Source organism: Acinetobacter rathckeae (assembly GCF_015627125.1).
Lineage (GTDB): Bacteria > Pseudomonadota > Gammaproteobacteria > Pseudomonadales > Moraxellaceae > Acinetobacter > Acinetobacter rathckeae.
Window position 1 is genome coordinate 96,243 of sequence record NZ_VTDO01000001.1, and the last position, 17,881, is coordinate 114,123.

Genomic DNA, 17,881 nt, shown 5'->3' on the forward strand with positions numbered 1-17,881 from the left:
TCCTTGCTTCACTAAAATCAACTATTGATAAATAATGGTGTATTGAACAGAAGTAGCAACAGTACCTGCGGTAGATGCCCCTGTTGCATAGTATTCTGCATAGTAGTTTAAGTCAGCCTTACCGTTAGCAACATCAACCCATTGAGAGTTCGTTTGGCTACTTGGCGAAGTTTTTGAGTTAGTCGCTAAGATAGGTAGGAAGCCATTGTTGCTACCAAGTAATTGTACTTGTACATTTTTAGCAGAACCAGAAGCATTATTTAAACGACCTGTATTGAAGTCAACGTTAGCACCTGGCTCAAAATAAGTTGCAACTTTACCATCAGAACATTTATCTAAGTTAATTGTGAATGGTGTACGACCTGCAACGTCACCTGTATTGGCAAGCGTTTGTTTAGAAACAGTTGGTAGAGCAACAGTGAAGTTTTTACCTGCGGCAGTTGCGATGTTACATGTTTTATCTGTTACAGTACCAGTGATAGAGATTGTACCATCAGCTGCATGTGCTGTACCGATCACGAGTGCTGATGTTGCAAGAGCGAAAGCAAATTTTTTCATGTCTGAACCCATAATATAACTAAAGACTTTAGTTAGCTAATTTTTAATAAAGTGTTAACGGGTTCGCATTATATTAGAAAAAAGAGTAAATTCAAGCATAATTGATATATTTATTTTGAATATATTGATTGAAAAGTAATGGTTTTTAAAAGGGAAGTTGAATAAATATTAAGCTAACTTTTTGTAAAATTATAAGTTCTATTGGAATTTTTATGGGTGTCGGGTTGAAATAGCAATTCCTAATTTTGAATACAGATGATAAAAATATTAGACTTCTTACGAAATAAATCAAAAGATTCTGTTCATCCAATTTATAGCCAAACTTACTAACTATTCATACAGATATGGAAAAACATTTGAATGAGTCGGTCAATACAATCTTCCTGCCATTCTTTTTTCTTTTTCTTAATCCATGCCCATGTTGTTCTAATAACTTCTGTGTATCTACTCGTTTATGAAAGGTTGCATTATCCATAACAATGACACTATGTTTGGGTAATTCAGGAATGAAAAAGTGTTCTACCCAGAAATAAAATACATCGGAATTAATTTTACAGTCGAATAAGCCGACTGCAAATAGTTGACCTTGATATAATGCACCAATCGCATTGGTTTGGTTCTTTCATTGCCAGTTAAATGAACCATAACATGATACTCCTTTTCGAGAGTAACCATGAGGTCAATGATTGTTTGATTTAAACCCACTTTTATCAAGATAAACAATCGGATGCTTTTGTTGAAGCGGATCTAAAGCTTTTCTAAATCCTAATCTGAGGGGTTCTTTTGCTTGCGGATGGCGTAAGGTCTTTTTTCCAACTCAAAATTGTATTTTTATCAATCTCAAATTGTGTGGCAACTGCTCGGATGGAGTTTTCCTCCTCAAGCTTGGCTATCACTTTGCGTCTAAAATGTTCTGAATAACTCATCTTTTAATTGTATTGTATTATTGATTTTTTGACTATATTTCAAGAGATTGATGACGTACAAAACTGTACAACAGCATGGCAATACTTCTATAATTATGAACGACCGCATATGTCTGTTGATAGTAGACCAACTAACTTTAAACAATAACAATCGGTTAAGAGTTTCTACTTATTCTTTCGATTAATAATGGGGGTATTACCCAATTGCGAGTTGAAAACTTCAGAATGAGATTAATACACTCTAACGTTTTCAACTACCATTAAAAACGTTGCACTTCGTTTTTGAATCTGCGTATTAAGAAAATGTAGAGAGTAAATAATTATTTATCCATTTTTTGATGAAGTAATCCTAATGTGGTTTATAGTTTATTTGTAAAATTAAATAGTTACTTAGATCATCAATTAATTATTACTTCGCTGATTTGTATCAGCTTTTCTAAAGATAGATAACGAAATTTTGAGTAAAAGAAATGACTGTATGGCAACAACTTGGAATAGAACCAACCACAAATTTAAGAGAGATTAAAAAAGCATATGCTGTAAAACTAAAGCAAATTGATCAAGATACTCAGCCAAATCAGTTTATTTTGCTCAGAGAAGCGCTTCAAACAGCCCAATATGAAGCAGAATATAGACTATTCGATCAAGAAGAGAGGGAGAGTCAGGATTCTATTTTTAATGATGATCAAATAGCAAACCACTCAATTGAGCAAATTAAACCCACTCAAGAAAACGAAATTAATGAATCATTAGATACTTTACTAGAAGAACTCCATCTGACCATTCAACAACATATCGTCGATAAAAATATTCACTTCAATATTCGAGAAGCATTGCACGAATTTGCTTATCATCTAGATTTAATCGAAGAACAAACCACACGACTTTCTTATACTGAACGCATGGATGATTTGCTACGTAAGTACGATCTTGACGACTTTTTGGGGTACGTAGCAGAATCTTCTACAGCGCCTGATCAGATTAATACATTTTCCGATCATTCTGAAATGGCATTTGAGCTCAGTAATGAGAAAACTAATCCAGCAATTATTGAGGAGAAAATAAGTCCTATCATTGATGAGCTTTATAAAGTTAAACAACTATTGTGGGAGGATAATATCAATGATGAAGTCTTTGAAAGATTTAGCTTATTACTTAGTCAGCAGTTTGATCTTCCGCTTGGACAGCAAATTGAAATCAAAGACCAGTTTACGAGTGCTCTAGCAGAGCTGAGAGTAGATAGAATGAGTCCGAAATATTTCAGATTTCTTGAGCTATGGAATCTTATCTATCCAGATGATGTACATGAATATAATGAACACCACTATAGTCGCGTACTTCAACAGCGCTTACATGAATATTTACAGAAACGTGACTTATTTAAATCATTATCTAAAGATGATTATTCTATTTTTGAGCAACTTTCAGGTACCCAAAAATTTCATCCTCTTAAGATGCTACATCTTCAAAAACAGCTTGGACACCATTATCCAAATCAGCAAGTCATCGATGTCGTTGATCAATTTGAGATAAATGATACTGCATCGAATATTAACTATAATTTTCTTAAAAGTATCAATGAAATTAAATATTTTTTTGTAGTGAATTTAGTTCTTTTGATAGCAACGCTCATGATATTGCCTCAATTTTTATCAAGCTTACTTACAGAAAAAAGCTTTATTCTAGTTTCAGCAGGCGTATTTATTATATTCACATTGATTATTCAGCCAATGGTTCATGCAAAAATTCTAGCTTTTCCACATCGTGATGACCTTTTATATCTTTATCAAAAAATCTGGTTTATCACTGGTTTTCTCATGTGCATTACCGCTTCATTTTTACCAGCAATTTTGTATTCTTCACTTAGTTATTTATGGCTGGTTTCTACCGTTATCTTATTGGGTTGTTTAAAGCTAGATGCCCATAAAAATATGAATCGTATCTTTCAAAGTGCTTATACTAAATTTGACTACTCAATGATGGCAATAGGAATAGCAGTTCTGTGTCTTGGACTCAGTGTTGGTTTTTATACTTTAGGTCAACCTCATCAGCCTTGGCTAATCAGTTATAGTCTAATTTCAATCTGTTGTTTGCTATTTCCAGATTCATTTCGTCCGCTTTTTTACACTTTTGGCTCTGGGAAAAATAAGAATGATTTAACCAAACAACAATTTATACGTAAAACAGCAATCATCATTTTACTTCGAATCTCTTTTGTAGGATCTGTTGGCTATTTTCTCATATCAGAAAGTTCAAAGTCTTATATTTATGCAGCCTCCCTAGTATTTGTAGGATTATTTTTTACAATATTCGATACAAAAAAGCTTTCTTCTTTCATCAAATATAGCACTTATGTCATTATCATTCTGCTTGGACCCTACATTCATTTATTTAGCATCATTACAAGTTTTTATTTATATAAAAGCTTAAAAGCAAAAAAGCAGTTGAGTAAATCTTAATGGTATTGATCGAGTGTCTGGCGATGTGACAGACACTCATTTACCTAAGATGTGAATAATTCATAAGACGCTTTTCATGGCACTTATTGCTCGTTTAAACTTATTTAATAGTCATCAAATAGACTCAAATCTTCGACCTCATTTAGAAAAGCCTCAAAATATGGTCTAGCTTCTCGAATTTGTCGTTCATCTTGTAGATTGAGAATTTGATTAAAGCGCTCTGTGCGTTCACCAATTTGAGAACGCAGATCACCCGTTCGTTCACTGTACAGGCGCTCAGCACGTAGGACTAAACTCTTGTTTATCAAGTTATCTCGCGGATGAATTTTAAGTGATTGCAACTGTAATCGGGATTTTTCGATATCTTCAGCAGACATAACACTTTGGTGATTGACCACAACTTTTTGTAATTTCTCACCAGTCGCTGGAACATAGACATCCACATCCAGAATCCCGTTAGGATTATAGGAAAATCTGACATCAATCGACAAATAATCGTCATTTTTCGGTAACGATACATTTAAAGCACCTAGAGAAATATTTTCCCTACACAATCGATGCTCTCCCTGATAAATTTGAACTACAATCTCTTTTTGGCCTTTACTCATCGCAGTATACGTATTTACCTTACTGGCTGGAATAACAATATTACGCTCCAGAATAGGCGAAAACTGCCCTTCATCACCCACTGCGATCCCTAAGCTAAATGGGCAAACATCAGTCAGAACAACTTCTTTTAAGGATTGATCTTTGGCTTTTAAACCTGCCTGAATACATGCACCTCTTACAATTGCCTCGTCTGGTTGCACACTAGTCGAAGGAAAACGCCCAAATAGCTTGGTGACCAATTTGCGTACGGCAGGTATACGTGTTGCCCCACCCACCATAATAATCTGATCTACTTGCTTGGGTGAAATTCGAGCATCACGTAAAGCCCGTTCAAGCGGGCGACGTAATCTTAATAACAATGGCTCTGCCCAATTAATCAAGTCATTTTGCGAAATTTCAAGCGTTGCTTCATGACTTCTCCATTTAAAATTAAGCTGAGTAGAAGCCTGTTTGCTCAGTACATGCAAACAATATTGAGCTTTAGCTTTTAATGCGATTTCAACATCATAAGGAATCGTGCTTTCGCTATAAGCAAAGAGAGAAGCATTCTTCTTCCAGAACTGTTTCATCAATAGCTGTACAAAATCATCTCCACCTAGATAGTTATCTCCTGCACTGGCACGTACTTCAATGACACCATCAAACAGCTCAACAATTGAAACATCAAATGTGCCACCGCCTAAATCAAAAATAAGAAAACAACTATCATTACTTTGACCTAGCCCATAGGCCAAAGCTGCAGCAGTCGGCTCATTGATCAGACGGCTTACTTTCAATCCAGCCAGTTCGGCCGCAGAAATTGTCGCTTGACGTTGTATATCATTAAAATAAGCAGGTACTGTAATGACTGCTTCATCCACTTTACATTGCAAAGCATGCTCGGCATCCTGTTTAAGGGAACGTAAAATCAGCGATGAAAGTTCAACAGCTGAAAAGCTACGATCACCTAATTTTAATTGTTTGGATGTCCCCATTAATCGTTTAAAACAGGTTAAAACATCCTGACCTGAAGCACATAGCTCCAAAGCAGCCTGTCCAATAAGAATCTGCTGATCTTCATCCATTGCAATTGCAGAAGGAGTTAATTTATTTCCATAAGCATTTTCAATGAGTCTAGGTTGGCCATTTTCAAATACACCAACAAGCGAGTTGCTTGTACCAAGATCAATGCCGATTAAAGGTTTTATTTCTGTCATTTTTTATCAAATATTACAAGTTTTGTTGAGAAAATATTAATTCTAGCCAAGAAAAATGGTTCTGTCACATTAAGAATTAATTGAGCTATTCTATACTTTTTATAAATATAGATTGTCGCTACATTTAAACGATTACATTACCCCCTAAAAATAATAGGACTTAAAAGTAGAATTTTCTCTTAAGATATAGTGAAACTATCTAATTGTTCATACAGCTAATAATACCAAGGCCTTGTAGAGCCATATTTGTTAATTTTTACTTGTATGTAGTTTTGAGTGAACTGATTTAATGGATTAAAAGTAAGTCAATGTGCGTATGTGGTGGTTTGAGCTGTGTTGCATTGCGTATTCTGTATTTCCAGATATTTTTGTAGCACATGTTGCGTAATTGTTGGCTCTGATATTACAACTTTCTTCGACAATTGAACCCAAAAAATGGATTTCTTCAGCCAGGCAATGTTGTGATGTTAAAAAGAATACAAGTAAAAGAACTGTTTTTTTCATTATAGTTCCTCATCAAAGATGCATTACTTCTTTGTATCAAATAACAGCTTTTAAATATAGCTTGATAAGGTCTCAATAAGTATTTTATTTGTGATTTTTGATTATTATTAATAATATATGGTGTTTTGCATCACATAATAATTGGAAAAGTAATATTTTTATTATAGTGTACTGAAATACTATTTACCGTTTAAATGAATGACTGCAGGCCTTAATTGGATTAAGACCTGCCATTTAGTTATAAGTATTTTACACTGACGATTTCGTATTCAACTTCACCTTGTGGAGTCGTGATTTTGACATCATCACCTTCACTTTTACTTAAAAGACCACGTGCAATTGGAGAGTTGACTGAGATTTTATTAATTTTAAAATCAGCTTCATCATCACCTACAATTTTATAGGTCTTTTGCTCTTCGGTATCTAGGTTTTCAATTGTCACAGTAACACCGAAAACGACACGGCCGTTTTGCTCAAGTTCTTTTACATCAATCACTTGAGCTGCACCTAACTTAGCTTCAATATCTTGAATACGCCCTTCACAAAAACCTTGTTGCTCACGTGCGGCGTGGTATTCAGCATTTTCTTTTAAATCACCATGTTCACGTGCTTCAGCAATCGCTTGAATGATACGTGGTCTTTCAGATGTTTTAAGGTGTTGTAGCTCTTTTTCAAGAGCATTTTTGCCTTCAGGAGTCATTGGGTAACGTTGCATGTCGTCCCTCCAAAAATAAAAAATAGATGTTTAAAAATAAAAAAATCCCGCCACCGAATAGGTAGCGGGACCTTCGGTAAAACGGATTAACTGATTGTTACTAAATCTTGTAAACGATATACGTCCATTGGTAACTTAACTGCAAATGCTTGGCATACTGCTTCAGCACCGCTAATGGTTGTGGTGTAGTACACTTTACCTTGTAAAGCAGCACGACGGATTGCAGCAGAGTCAAACTGTGCTTGTTTTCCTTCGGTTGTGTTTACAATAAGGTGTATTTCCGCATTTTTCAAGCGGTCTACAATATGAGGACGACCTTCGGTCACTTTGTTTACACGTTCACAGCTTAAACCAGCATCGGTAATGACTTTTTGAGTCCCTGTTGTCGCAATCAATTTAAAGCCAAAGTCAGCCAATTGTTTTGCAATCGCAACAACATCTTTCTTATCTGACTCACGTACGGATAAAAATGCATACTTGGTTTCGCCTTCAGTTGGCAAACCAGGCAGTCTTTCATTTGAACCAAGTACAGCTTTATAGAATGCTTCGCCAAACGTTTGACCGACACCCATGACTTCACCTGTAGATTTCATCTCAGGGCCAAGCATTGGGTCAACACCTTGGAATTTAGCAAATGGGAAGACTGCTTCTTTCACAGAAAAATGCTGAGGAATAATTTCTTGAGTAAAGTTCTGATCTTGTAGTGAAATACCAGCCATACAACGTGCTGCAACTTTCGCCAATGACTCGCCAATACATTTAGACACAAACGGTACGGTACGAGATGCACGTGGGTTAACTTCAAGTACGTAGACATCGTTGCCTTTGACTGCAAACTGTACATTCATTAAACCAATCACGCTAAGCTCTTTTGCCATGGCAATGGTTTGACGACGCATTTCGTCTTGAATTTCTTTAGATAAAGAATATGGTGGGATTGAACATGCAGAGTCACCTGAGTGAATACCTGCTTCTTCAATATGCTGCATAATCCCGCCAATCACGACATTTTTACCGTCAGATACACAGTCCACATCGACTTCAATTGCTGAGTTTAAGAAGTGGTCGAGTAGTACAGGCGAGTCGTTAGATGCTTGTACAGCCTCACGAAGGTAGCGTTTAAGCTCATCTTCGTTATATACAATCTCCATGGCACGACCACCCAGTACATAAGATGGACGTACAACAAGAGGATAGCCCACTTTTGATGCTTCAGAGATACCTTCTTCAGCAGATTTAACAATGCTGTTATTTGGCTGACGCAGTTGAAGACGTTGAATCATCTGTTGGAAACGTTCACGGTCTTCGGCACGGTCAATTGCATCTGGTGACGTACCAATAATTGGCGTGCCTGCTTCTTCAAGTGCACGTGCCAATTTCAGTGGTGTTTGTCCACCGTACTGTACAATCACGCCTTTTGGTTTTTCTGTACGGATAATTTCTAGTACATCTTCAAGGGTAATTGGTTCAAAGTACAAGCGGTCAGAGGTGTCGTAATCTGTTGAAACTGTTTCTGGGTTACAGTTGACCATAATGGTTTCGTAACCATCTTCACGCATGGCAAGTGCCGCATGTACACAGCAGTAGTCAAACTCAATCCCTTGGCCAATACGGTTTGGTCCACCGCCAATCACCATTATTTTTTGGCGATCAGACGGATTTGCTTCGCACTCTTCGTCATAGGTTGAGTACATATACGCCGTACTTGATTCAAACTCTGCAGCACATGTATCTACACGCTTATAAACAGGGTAGATACCTAAATTCCAGCGTTGCTTACGGAATTGCTTTTGTGAAATACCCATTAAGTTTGCAATACGTAAGTCAGATAAACCTTTACGTTTGAATGAACGGATATTTTCAGCAGTTAAATCACCAAAACCAAGTGATTTAATGTGATCTTCAGTTTTAATAATATCTTCGATTTGGATAAGGAACCAACGATCAATTTTTGTGGCTTCAAATACATCATCTAAGCTAAAGCCATGACGGAATGCATCTGCCACATACCAAATACGGTCAGGGCCAGGAACTTTTAACTCAACCAAAATTTTATCTTTTGGATTGGTTAGGCTTGGGTCTAATTTTTCATCGAAACCACAGCAACCGACTTCAAGGCCGCGTAATGCTTTGTGGAGTGACTCTTGGAAGTTACGGCCGATTGCCATGACTTCACCCACAGATTTCATTTGTGTGGTGAGTACAGGTTCTGCTTGCGGGAACTTTTCAAAGTTAAAGCGAGGAATTTTTGTCACAACATAGTCGATTGATGGCTCAAACGATGCAGGGGTAGCACCACCTGTAATGTCGTTACTTAATTCATCTAAGGTGTAGCCTACAGCCAGTTTTGCTGCAATTTTAGCAATTGGGAAACCTGTTGCTTTAGATGCAAGGGCAGATGAACGAGAAACACGCGGGTTCATTTCAATGATAACCATACGGCCATCTTTTGGATTAATACCAAATTGAACGTTTGAACCACCTGTTTCTACGCCAATTTCACGTAATACCGCCACAGATGCATTACGCATCAGTTGATATTCTTTGTCTGTCAGTGTTTGTGCAGGTGCAACAGTAATAGAGTCACCCGTATGCACACCCATTGGGTCAAAGTTTTCAATTGAGCAGACAATAATACAGTTGTCATTTTTGTCACGAACAACTTCCATTTCGTACTCTTTCCAACCAATCAAAGACTCATCAATGAGTAGTTGATGCGTTGGTGAAAGTTCAAAACCACGTTCACAAATTTCAAGAAACTCTTCACGGTTGTATGCGATACCACCACCTGAACCACCCATAGTAAATGACGGGCGGATAATGACAGGGAAGCCAAAACCAGCTTGAATGTCGAGAGCTTCTTGCATGCTTTCTGCAACAGCTGCACGTGGGCATTCAAGACCAATTTTTTTCATGGCTTGGTCAAATAGTTTACGGTCTTCAGCTTTTTCAATCGCGTCTTTACTTGCACCAATCAGTTCAACATTGTATTTGCTTAAAACACCATGTTTGTCTAAATCTAGGGCACAGTTTAAAGCGGTTTGTCCACCCATCGTTGGCAATACTGCATCTGGACGTTCTTTTTCAATGATACGTTCAACAGTCTGCCATGTGATTGGCTCGATGTATGTTGCATCTGCCATAGATGGGTCAGTCATAATGGTCGCAGGGTTTGAGTTGACCAAAATAACACGGAAGCCTTCTTCACGAAGTGCTTTACATGCTTGTGCACCTGAGTAGTCAAACTCACAGGCTTGACCAATCACAATTGGGCCAGCACCAATAATTAAGATGCTTTTAATATCCGTACGTTTAGGCATTATTTCGCTCCTTAATGGCTTTTAGATGCTTCGATCAATTCGATAAAGTGGTCAAATAGTGGTGCACAGTCATGTGGGCCAGGGCTGGCTTCAGGGTGACCTTGGAAACTAAATGCAGGTTTATCGGTACGATGAATACCTTGTAACGTGCCATCAAACAACGAAATGTGTGTTGTTGTGAGGTTCTCAGGAAGCGTTTTTTCATCAACAGCAAAGCCGTGGTTTTGTGATGTAATCATCACAGTACCATCTTGGGTGTTTTTTACAGGGTGGTTTGCACCATGGTGACCATGATTCATTTTCACCGTTTGTGCACCAGATGCTAAAGCCAACAGTTGGTGACCTAAGCAAATACCAAACATTGGGATGTTACTTTGTTCTAATAGTTGTTGAATTGCTTCAATCGCGTAGTCACACGCTGCAGGGTCGCCTGGGCCATTAGATAGGAAAATACCATCTGGATTGAGTGCCAATACATCTTTTGCAGGTGTTTGTGCAGGTACAACAGTGAGTTTACAACCACGATCTGCAAGCATGCGTAAAATATTGGTTTTTACGCCGTAGTCATACGCGACCACATGAAACTTCATTTCTGGTTGAGTGAAGCCTTGACCCAGTGCCCATAAGCCTTCAGTCCATTCAAAGCCTTTTGGATCGCAACATTCTTTTGCAAGGTCTAAACCACTTAAGCCACCAAATGCACGTGCTTTTGCAATTGCATCTTCAGCAGTAATATTGTCACCCGCCAAGATACAACCATTTTGTGCACCTTTTTCACGTAAAATACGAGTGAGCTTACGTGTATCAATGTCTGCAATCGCAACGATGTTTTGCTGTACTAAGTAGTCAGACAAAGAAATAGTGGCACGAAAATTACTATGCAGTAATGGTAAATCTCGAATAATTAAGCCGTTTGCCCATACTTTTTGAATTGAACCAGACTCAACATCTTCAGCATTACAACCAGTATTGCCAATGTGAGGATAAGTCAGGGTTACAATTTGTTGTGCATAGCTAGGGTCAGTCAGTATTTCTTGATAGCCTGTCATGGCAGTGTTAAATACGACTTCACCAGTCGTTGATCCCTGTGCACCGATAGATTGGCCGTGAAATACGGTACCGTCGGCAAGGGCTAAAATGGCGGGGGTGCTCAAGTTGAAGCTCCTGATTTTTAAGCTGTAAAAAAACGATTAAACCGAAGATCATGGACCTTGTTTAAAGGTTTGGCACGTTTGTAACTTAAAAAAGCATTGTACGCATATTACTAAAAAAAGTCTATGTTCTTTCTAGATAATATGGCCCTTGCGAAAATACGCCTCTGTGCGCAGATGATTTGGGTTTTTAAGTGTCACAGAGGTTACTGAACTTGAGGTATATGTGAGGTGTCGATTGGTTTTTTTAATCAGCAAGCCTATTTATAGGACGATTGACATCAATTTTAGTGCCAGCAAAATTTTTGTTGATGTATTGAGCGACAAATGGTTGATGATATAAGGTGGCGAGCGTTTTCAGTGCTTTATCATTGACACGTTCTTGACGTGTAACAAGGATGTTAATGTTTTGTGTGGTGGTTTGGTTAATACGTTCATGCTCAAGTGCATCTGTTAAAACATTGAGTCCACTGTCTAGAGCAACGGTATTCCCAATTGCAGCTAAATCTACATCACCTAATGCTCTTGGAATGGTTGAGCCATCAATCAGCTTAAAGACAAGATGTTTTGGGTTTTCTATAATGTCATGTGTGTTTCCAGAAATAGCATTAAAAGAATTGGACAGTTTAATGAGCTTAGCTTGTTCTAAAAGTCTTAATGCACGAGCAGTGTTTGCTGCATCATTAGGAATTGCAACTGTTGCTGAATTGGGGAGTTGACTTAATAGGTGGTATTTTTTTGAATATAACCCCATAGGCTCTAAATAAGTTGTGGAAATTGCAGCAAGTTGATTGTGATTCACTTGGTTAAATGTATTGAAGTAACCCCAAGATTGAAAAGCATTGACATCAATCTCTTTGTCTAAAGTTGCTCTATTTAATGCCACACCATCATTAATTTCTTTCACATTAATTTTTAATCCTACAGCTTTTGCTTGTTCAGATTGTGCAATATATCTCCAAATCTGGGCATCCGAGCCGTTCGACCCAAGGTTGATAGTTTGCGTACTTTGATTTTGTGTAGGAGAGTCTTTTAAATAACCTGAGCAGCTGATAATAAATAAAGCTGAAAGAATCGCTAAAAATATCCATTTATTGTTTTGCATATATACCACCTTGAATGTGATTTAATGTTTCATAGAGGTTTGGATAAAACTTTTTTGTGACATCATATGTGAGCGTAAACGACTCTTCATATTGTTTTCTGCTACATCTATAAGAAGAGGGTTATTGGGGTCGCTGGTTGGGCCTTTTGCTAAATCTTTTAAATGCTGTGGTAAGTCAAGAATGGGAAGACTCCCTGCAAAAATATTCGGTGAAATAAAATAGGCCACTGAATAACGATCTTTATTTTTAGGTGAGATGACACGATGTTTATTGGCAACCAAGTACCCATTTGTTGCTAACTCAAGTGTTTCGCCAATGTTAATAATAAATGCATTTTCAACATATGGAATATCTACCCAATGATCATCTAGTTGTACTTGTAGTCCTCCAGTATTGTCCTGTAATAGCAAGGTTAGAATATTTGTGTCTTTGTGAGCTCCCACACCTTGAGGTTCTGTTTGAGTGGAAACTTTTGGGTAGTGAATGAGCTTTAGAGATACATTGGGGTCTTTTAATACAAAGGGATCTAAACTCTTTTCATCTACGCCAAGTGCCAACAAAAAAGCATGTAATAAATCGATAGAAATTCTTTGATTGTCTGACAACCACGCCTCAATGGCCTGCCTAAAATCGGGCCATTGATGTGGCCATTGGTTTGGCCCTTGTCGGCGTGTCCAGATTGGTGTGTTTTCAGTGAAAGGAATTTCCTTTTGTTCAGCTCCAATATCTATTTGCTCTCGAATGTCAGGTTTATTTTGCGTAATTTCTCCATTTACCTTTGTATAGCCTCGGAAATGAGGGGAGTTTATTATCGCCAAACGGTCTTTTTCCTATTGCTCTAGTGCAAAAAATTGATGTGTATAAGATAAGATTTCTTGGATTCTTGTTGTGTCTAGTCCATGGCCTATCAAATAGAAAAAACCAACGTGGCGCGCGATATATTGCAATTCATTTAGAAAAGATGGTCTTGTTTCTAAATTATAGAATGCTCTAAGGTCTAAAATAGGTAAGCTGTCATGAGCTATTTGGGGTGTTTTTTTCATAAAACTTATAAACTGTCATTGTTATGGCTTTATTTGAGACTATAAAAAGAATGTTTTTTTCCCAAATAATAATAAAAACATTGCTTATGCCGAATTTTATTATATGGCACGGTTTGTTGAATTCGATAAAGACGGTTTTATATGGGTTTTTAATTTAAATTATTGATATATATTATTAATTTTTGTTTGTGGTTTTTAAGTGTTATTAGTCGTTTTGTATTTACTCAAAGCTTTAGGGTGTTTTGTCATATCTTTAGCACTTTAAATACGAACAATAATTTGCAAGCAATGGTGATGTACCATTCAAAAATGGTGGGGTGAGGGAAGAGGTTCTGATAGGGCACGAGAAAGACCAAATCATATGGTCTTATTCTCATGATATGTCGTTAGGATTAGATTTGGTGTAACCAATCTCTTTTATTGTGGAAGTCTGCGTGTGGGCTACTGTGCTGTAAGGCGTAAAATTGCTCACCACGAGTCGTTTTTAGTACAGCAGATATGCCAACAAATACTTGCTGTATGCTGACTTTATTGGTTGCTAAAAATTGTGCGATATCAAGGGTTGCACTCATGCCGTAATGTGTTCGCTTGAGCTCAATAAGTTCAGCGCCCTGACTTTTCTGTGGTGGTATGCATTCGGGGTATCTATACTCTTCAAAGCCATAACACTGCCAAAGCTGTGCAGGAGATAAGTTAATTTCTAGATACTCATCCTGATCACGTATGCCAATAAATAGCTCAAAGCAGGTGTCTTGCCACAAAAAATCAGCTTTACTCGGCGTTTTTTGTACGGCAGGCCATTCAATTAAGCCATTCGGGTCTTTAACCCAAAAGCCGACATTGAGCAAAGAGGATTGCTGTTCAATGGCTGTAATAATATTCACATCATCAAAGCGTTGAAACGGAATGAGTTCGTAACTTGCCATAATAATTTAATTAGACAAGTGTGCGTAGCGAACAAGGTTAGAAAGTTTTTGGTTTTGTTGCGCAGCTTTTTTATATAACAAAACAATTTTACCAATTTTTTGCACAGCATGAGACTGAGTTTGCTCTGCTAAAGCTTCAATCACTTGGCTACGAATTTCACGATCCTCACCCACCACTTTAACTTTAATCAGTTCATGGTCATTGAGTGCACGTAAAGTTTCTTCTATTACATTTTCTGTTAAGCCTTGACCGCCAATCATAACAACTGGGTTGAGTGAGTGTCCGATTTGACGTAGACGTTTGATCTCTTGGATAGATAAAGAAGCCATGGTTTAACCTATTGTAAATAAGCTTTGAAGTATAGCAAATTTGCTTGCTTTTGTAATAAATAAAGCGCCCTTATTATACTGCATTTATGTTCTATGGCATTTATTTTGTAGATTAAAGTGTGCTAGATTGCTTAAAGTCAGTGGAGTGGTTGATTTAAAGTTTTGAAAATATGGCAATATATGTTTGAAGTTGTCATTTCTAAATTTTAAATGTTAAACACCTTAAATGGTGTAGATATGGCAAATTGTGTATATAAACGATAGGCATGATTTAAAAAACTTATGCTGACTTGACAGTTCTTTACTGCAAATCGGTGGTTTTTTGCGTACAATAAAGTAATTATTTTTTGAATTTAGATGATTATGGCAACACGCATTACCAACCAAAAGCTGTCAAAAAGCAGTCGTGCGTGGATGAGAGAGCATTTAGATGATCATTTTGTGAAAAAAGCACAAAAAGAAGGTTATCGTGCTCGAGCGGCATATAAGTTGCTGGAAATCCAAGAAAAGTACAAACTGATTAAGCCAGGTATGACCGTTGTCGACTTAGGTGCGGCACCAGGGAGTTGGTCGCAAATTGCAGGTAAACTTGTAGGTTCGAAAGGTTTGGTGATTGCATCTGATATTTTAGAAATGGATGCTTTACCAGACGTAACTTTTTTACAAGGCGACTTTCGTGAGGAAGAGGTCTTTGAAAAATTGTTAAATATTTTAAATGGTCGGCAAGTAGACGTTGTAATTTCAGATATGGCCCCCAATACATCAGGTAACAGGGCTGTAGATCAACCTCGTCAAATTTATTTGTGTGAACTTGCCCTAGATTTTGCACAAAAGGTACTCGGGCCAAATGGACAGTTTGTCGTTAAAGTGTTCCAAGGTTCAGGGTTCGATGAGTTTCGTAAACAAGTCGTTGACACTTTTCAAGTGTTAAAGACAATTAAGCCAGAAGCATCTCGTGCAAGGTCAAAAGAAGTTTTTTTGATTGGACAACGTAGAAAAAGTGGCTAATGGTGACTTGCCAAGCTTGCAAAAATTGTGCATGGTTGCAATTTATGGCGTAACGTGCAATCACTTACTTTCGTGAAAGGTTTTAAGCTATTTGGGCTTAGAATCAAACTAGATTGATGATATGGGAATGAAGCTTTGAGCGATCTCTTTAAAAACGCCGTGTTGTGGCTGGTGATACTCGGCGTGCTGATTTTAATATTCAGCAACATCAGTGATCACAATAAACCATCGCAAATGAACTATTCTGAGTTTGTTTCTGCGGTTAATGCAGGCCAAATTAAGCAAGTCACAATTGATGGCGAAAAAATCACTGGCGAAAAAAAGAATGGTTCAGGTTTTGAAACAATCCGCCCTGCGGTACAAGACCCTGAACTGATGCCGGGTCTAATAAAAAATAATGTTGTTGTTGAGGGTACAGCACCTCAACGTCAAGGTGTGCTCATGCAATTACTGATTGCGAGCTTTCCTGTGTTACTCATTATTTTGTTGTTTATGTTCTTTATGCGTAACATGGGTGGCGGTGCAGGCGGTAAGAACGGCCCAATGAGTTTTGGTAAATCCAAAGCCAAAATGCTTGCAGAAGATCAGATTAAAATTAACTTTCAAGACGTTGCTGGTTGCGATGAAGCAAAGCAAGAAGTTGTTGAAATTGTAGACTTCTTGAAAGATCCAACGAAATTTAAACGTTTGGGTGCTTCTATACCTAGAGGCGTGTTGATGGTTGGCCCGCCAGGAACAGGTAAAACGTTGCTGGCAAAAGCAATTGCAGGTGAAGCCAAAGTCCCATTCTTTAGTATTTCTGGTTCTGACTTTGTTGAAATGTTTGTTGGTGTGGGTGCATCACGTGTACGTGATATGTTCGAACAAGCAAAACGCCATGCACCATGTATCATTTTTATTGATGAGATTGATGCTGTCGGTCGTCATCGTGGTTCAGGTACAGGCGGTGGTCATGATGAGCGTGAGCAAACATTAAACCAAATGTTGGTTGAAATGGATGGTTTTGAAGGCAATGAAGGCATTATTGTGATTGCTGCCACAAACCGTGCAGATGTACTTGATAAAGCATTACTTCGCCCTGGCCGTTTCGACCGTCAAGTGATGGTTGGTTTGCCAGACATTAATGGACGTGAGCAAATTTTAGCAGTTCATTTGAAGAAATTGCCATCTGCAACTGGTGTTGACTTAAAAGTATTGGCACGTGGTACACCTGGTTTTTCTGGTGCACAGCTTGCTAACTTGGTGAATGAAGCTGCATTGTTTGCTGCTCGCCGCAATAAAAATACTGTTGATATGCATGATTTTGAAGATGCAAAAGACAAGATTTATATGGGGCCTGAGCGTAAATCAATGGTTTTACGTGAAGAAGAGCGTAGAGCGACGGCTTATCATGAAGCGGGTCATGCGATTGTTGCAGAAGTTTTACCAGGCACAGACCCTGTGCATAAAGTAACTATTATGCCACGTGGTTGGGCACTTGGCGTGACTTGGCAGTTGCCAGAGCAAGATAATGTAAGTCATTACAAACATAAAATGTTAAATGAACTCGCAATCTTGTTTGGTGGTCGTATTGCTGAAGAAATCTTTATTAATCAGCAGTCAACGGGTGCGTCAAATGACTTTGAGCGTGCAACCAAAATGGCACGCTCAATGGTGACCAAATATGGTATGTCTGAGAAGATGGGTGTCATGGTATATGAAGATGACAACCAACAATCATTCTTAGGCAGTGTAGGAAGTCGTACGATTTCTGAAGCGACACAGCAGCAAGTCGATGCTGAGGTACGCCGTATTTTAGATGAGCAATACAAAGTTGCTTGGGATATTTTGGAACAGAATAAAGATAAAGCGCACGTGATGGTGAAAGCTCTTATGGAGTGGGAAACAATTGATCGTGATCAAGTCTTAGACATTATGGCAGGTCATGAACCAAGACCACCTAAAGTCTATGTGGCAGAAAATCCTATTGTAGACGTTGTGCAAAATAGCAGTTCATCTACACCACCGCCGTTACCTACGGCACACTAAGA

14 protein-coding genes and 2 pseudogenes are annotated in these 17,881 nt (G+C 38.0%); 4 read left to right on the forward strand and 12 right to left on the reverse strand.

Annotation, left to right across the window (positions count from 1 at the left end; all coding sequences use genetic code 11):
• Positions 1–21: 21 nt before the first annotated feature.
• The 3 genes and pseudogenes from I2F31_RS00450 to I2F31_RS00460 all read right to left on the reverse strand — a co-directional run bounded on the left by I2F31_RS00450 (position 22) and on the right by I2F31_RS00460 (position 1,484).
• On the reverse strand, positions 22–558 hold the full coding sequence (locus tag I2F31_RS00450; protein ID WP_195769153.1) for a fimbrial protein: 537 nt from the start codon (positions 556–558) through the stop codon (positions 22–24).
• Positions 559–892: 334 nt separating this feature from the next.
• Positions 893–1,165 (reverse strand): annotated as a pseudogene (locus I2F31_RS13465) (transposase); the annotation flags it as partial.
• A 151-nt stretch (positions 1,166–1,316) separates the two neighbouring features.
• On the reverse strand, positions 1,317–1,484 hold the full coding sequence (locus I2F31_RS00460; protein WP_195769152.1) for a transposase: 168 nt from the start codon (positions 1,482–1,484) through the stop codon (positions 1,317–1,319).
• A 28-nt stretch (positions 1,485–1,512) separates the two neighbouring features.
• On the opposite strand from I2F31_RS00460, the gene I2F31_RS13470 reads away from it, so the two are divergent.
• Positions 1,513–1,632, forward strand: coding sequence for an integrase core domain-containing protein (locus I2F31_RS13470; RefSeq protein ID WP_195769151.1), 120 nt, complete (start codon positions 1,513–1,515; stop codon positions 1,630–1,632).
• Positions 1,633–1,954: 322 nt separating this feature from the next.
• On the forward strand, positions 1,955–3,943 hold the full coding sequence (locus I2F31_RS00470; protein WP_195773284.1) for a hypothetical protein: 1,989 nt from the start codon (positions 1,955–1,957) through the stop codon (positions 3,941–3,943).
• A gap of 104 nt (positions 3,944–4,047) precedes the next feature.
• On the opposite strand, the gene I2F31_RS00475 is transcribed toward I2F31_RS00470, so the two are convergent.
• From I2F31_RS00475 to yhbY, 9 genes and pseudogenes are all read right to left on the reverse strand, one after another.
• On the reverse strand, positions 4,048–5,748 hold the full coding sequence (locus I2F31_RS00475) for an Hsp70 family protein (protein ID WP_195769149.1): 1,701 nt from the start codon (positions 5,746–5,748) through the stop codon (positions 4,048–4,050).
• A gap of 742 nt (positions 5,749–6,490) precedes the next feature.
• Positions 6,491–6,967 carry a transcription elongation factor GreA gene (greA, locus tag I2F31_RS00480; protein WP_195769148.1) on the reverse strand — a complete coding sequence of 159 codons (477 nt, stop codon included), beginning with the start codon at positions 6,965–6,967 and terminating at the stop codon, positions 6,491–6,493.
• An 86-nt stretch (positions 6,968–7,053) separates the two neighbouring features.
• Positions 7,054–10,287, reverse strand: coding sequence for a carbamoyl-phosphate synthase large subunit (gene carB, locus I2F31_RS00485; protein ID WP_195769147.1), 3,234 nt, complete (start codon positions 10,285–10,287; stop codon positions 7,054–7,056).
• A gap of 11 nt (positions 10,288–10,298) precedes the next feature.
• On the reverse strand, positions 10,299–11,441 hold the full coding sequence (gene carA, locus I2F31_RS00490; RefSeq protein ID WP_195773285.1) for a glutamine-hydrolyzing carbamoyl-phosphate synthase small subunit: 1,143 nt from the start codon (positions 11,439–11,441) through the stop codon (positions 10,299–10,301).
• Positions 11,442–11,685: 244 nt separating this feature from the next.
• Positions 11,686–12,543, reverse strand: a complete 858-nt coding sequence (locus tag I2F31_RS00495; protein WP_195773286.1) for a MetQ/NlpA family ABC transporter substrate-binding protein — start codon at positions 12,541–12,543, stop codon at positions 11,686–11,688.
• Positions 12,544–12,564: 21 nt separating this feature from the next.
• Positions 12,565–13,149 (reverse strand): 2OG-Fe(II) oxygenase family protein, encoded by a 585-nt coding sequence (locus I2F31_RS00500; protein ID WP_323127549.1) that lies wholly within the window; start codon positions 13,147–13,149, stop codon positions 12,565–12,567.
• A 45-nt stretch (positions 13,150–13,194) separates the two neighbouring features.
• Positions 13,195–13,587: pseudogene (locus I2F31_RS13270) on the reverse strand (2-oxoglutarate and iron-dependent oxygenase domain-containing protein); the annotation flags it as partial.
• A 392-nt stretch (positions 13,588–13,979) separates the two neighbouring features.
• Positions 13,980–14,513, reverse strand: coding sequence for a DOMON domain-containing protein (locus I2F31_RS00505; RefSeq protein ID WP_195769145.1), 534 nt, complete (start codon positions 14,511–14,513; stop codon positions 13,980–13,982).
• Positions 14,514–14,519: 6 nt separating this feature from the next.
• Entirely contained in the window at positions 14,520–14,843 is a 324-nt protein-coding gene (gene yhbY / locus I2F31_RS00510; RefSeq protein WP_195769144.1) for a ribosome assembly RNA-binding protein YhbY, read from the reverse strand.
• A gap of 363 nt (positions 14,844–15,206) precedes the next feature.
• Between yhbY and rlmE the strand changes: the two genes are divergently transcribed.
• Together rlmE and ftsH are read left to right on the forward strand one after the other, a co-directional pair.
• On the forward strand, positions 15,207–15,851 hold the full coding sequence (gene rlmE, locus I2F31_RS00515; RefSeq protein ID WP_195769186.1) for a 23S rRNA (uridine(2552)-2'-O)-methyltransferase RlmE: 645 nt from the start codon (positions 15,207–15,209) through the stop codon (positions 15,849–15,851).
• Positions 15,852–15,986: 135 nt separating this feature from the next.
• Positions 15,987–17,879, forward strand: coding sequence for an ATP-dependent zinc metalloprotease FtsH (gene ftsH, locus I2F31_RS00520; RefSeq protein WP_195769143.1), 1,893 nt, complete (start codon positions 15,987–15,989; stop codon positions 17,877–17,879).
• Positions 17,880–17,881 lie beyond the last annotated feature (2 nt).

Excerpts from the sequence above, each read along its gene's own strand:
- I2F31_RS00450 (WP_195769153.1), bottom strand. The coding sequence starts at position 558 with ATGAAAAAATTTGCTTTCGCTCTTGCAACATCAGCACTCGTGATCGGT.
- I2F31_RS00505 (WP_195769145.1), bottom strand. The coding sequence starts at position 14,513 with ATGGCAAGTTACGAACTCATTCCGTTTCAACGCTTTGATGATGTGAAT.
- carB (WP_195769147.1), bottom strand. The coding sequence starts at position 10,287 with ATGCCTAAACGTACGGATATTAAAAGCATCTTAATTATTGGTGCTGGC.
- I2F31_RS00470 (WP_195773284.1), top strand. The coding sequence starts at position 1,955 with ATGACTGTATGGCAACAACTTGGAATAGAACCAACCACAAATTTAAGA.
- I2F31_RS00460 (WP_195769152.1), bottom strand. The coding sequence starts at position 1,484 with ATGAGTTATTCAGAACATTTTAGACGCAAAGTGATAGCCAAGCTTGAG.
- I2F31_RS00495 (WP_195773286.1), bottom strand. The coding sequence starts at position 12,543 with ATGCAAAACAATAAATGGATATTTTTAGCGATTCTTTCAGCTTTATTT.
- I2F31_RS00475 (WP_195769149.1), bottom strand. The coding sequence starts at position 5,748 with ATGACAGAAATAAAACCTTTAATCGGCATTGATCTTGGTACAAGCAAC.
- yhbY (WP_195769144.1), bottom strand. The coding sequence starts at position 14,843 with ATGGCTTCTTTATCTATCCAAGAGATCAAACGTCTACGTCAAATCGGA.
- rlmE (WP_195769186.1), top strand. The coding sequence starts at position 15,207 with ATGGCAACACGCATTACCAACCAAAAGCTGTCAAAAAGCAGTCGTGCG.
- greA (WP_195769148.1), bottom strand. The coding sequence starts at position 6,967 with ATGCAACGTTACCCAATGACTCCTGAAGGCAAAAATGCTCTTGAAAAA.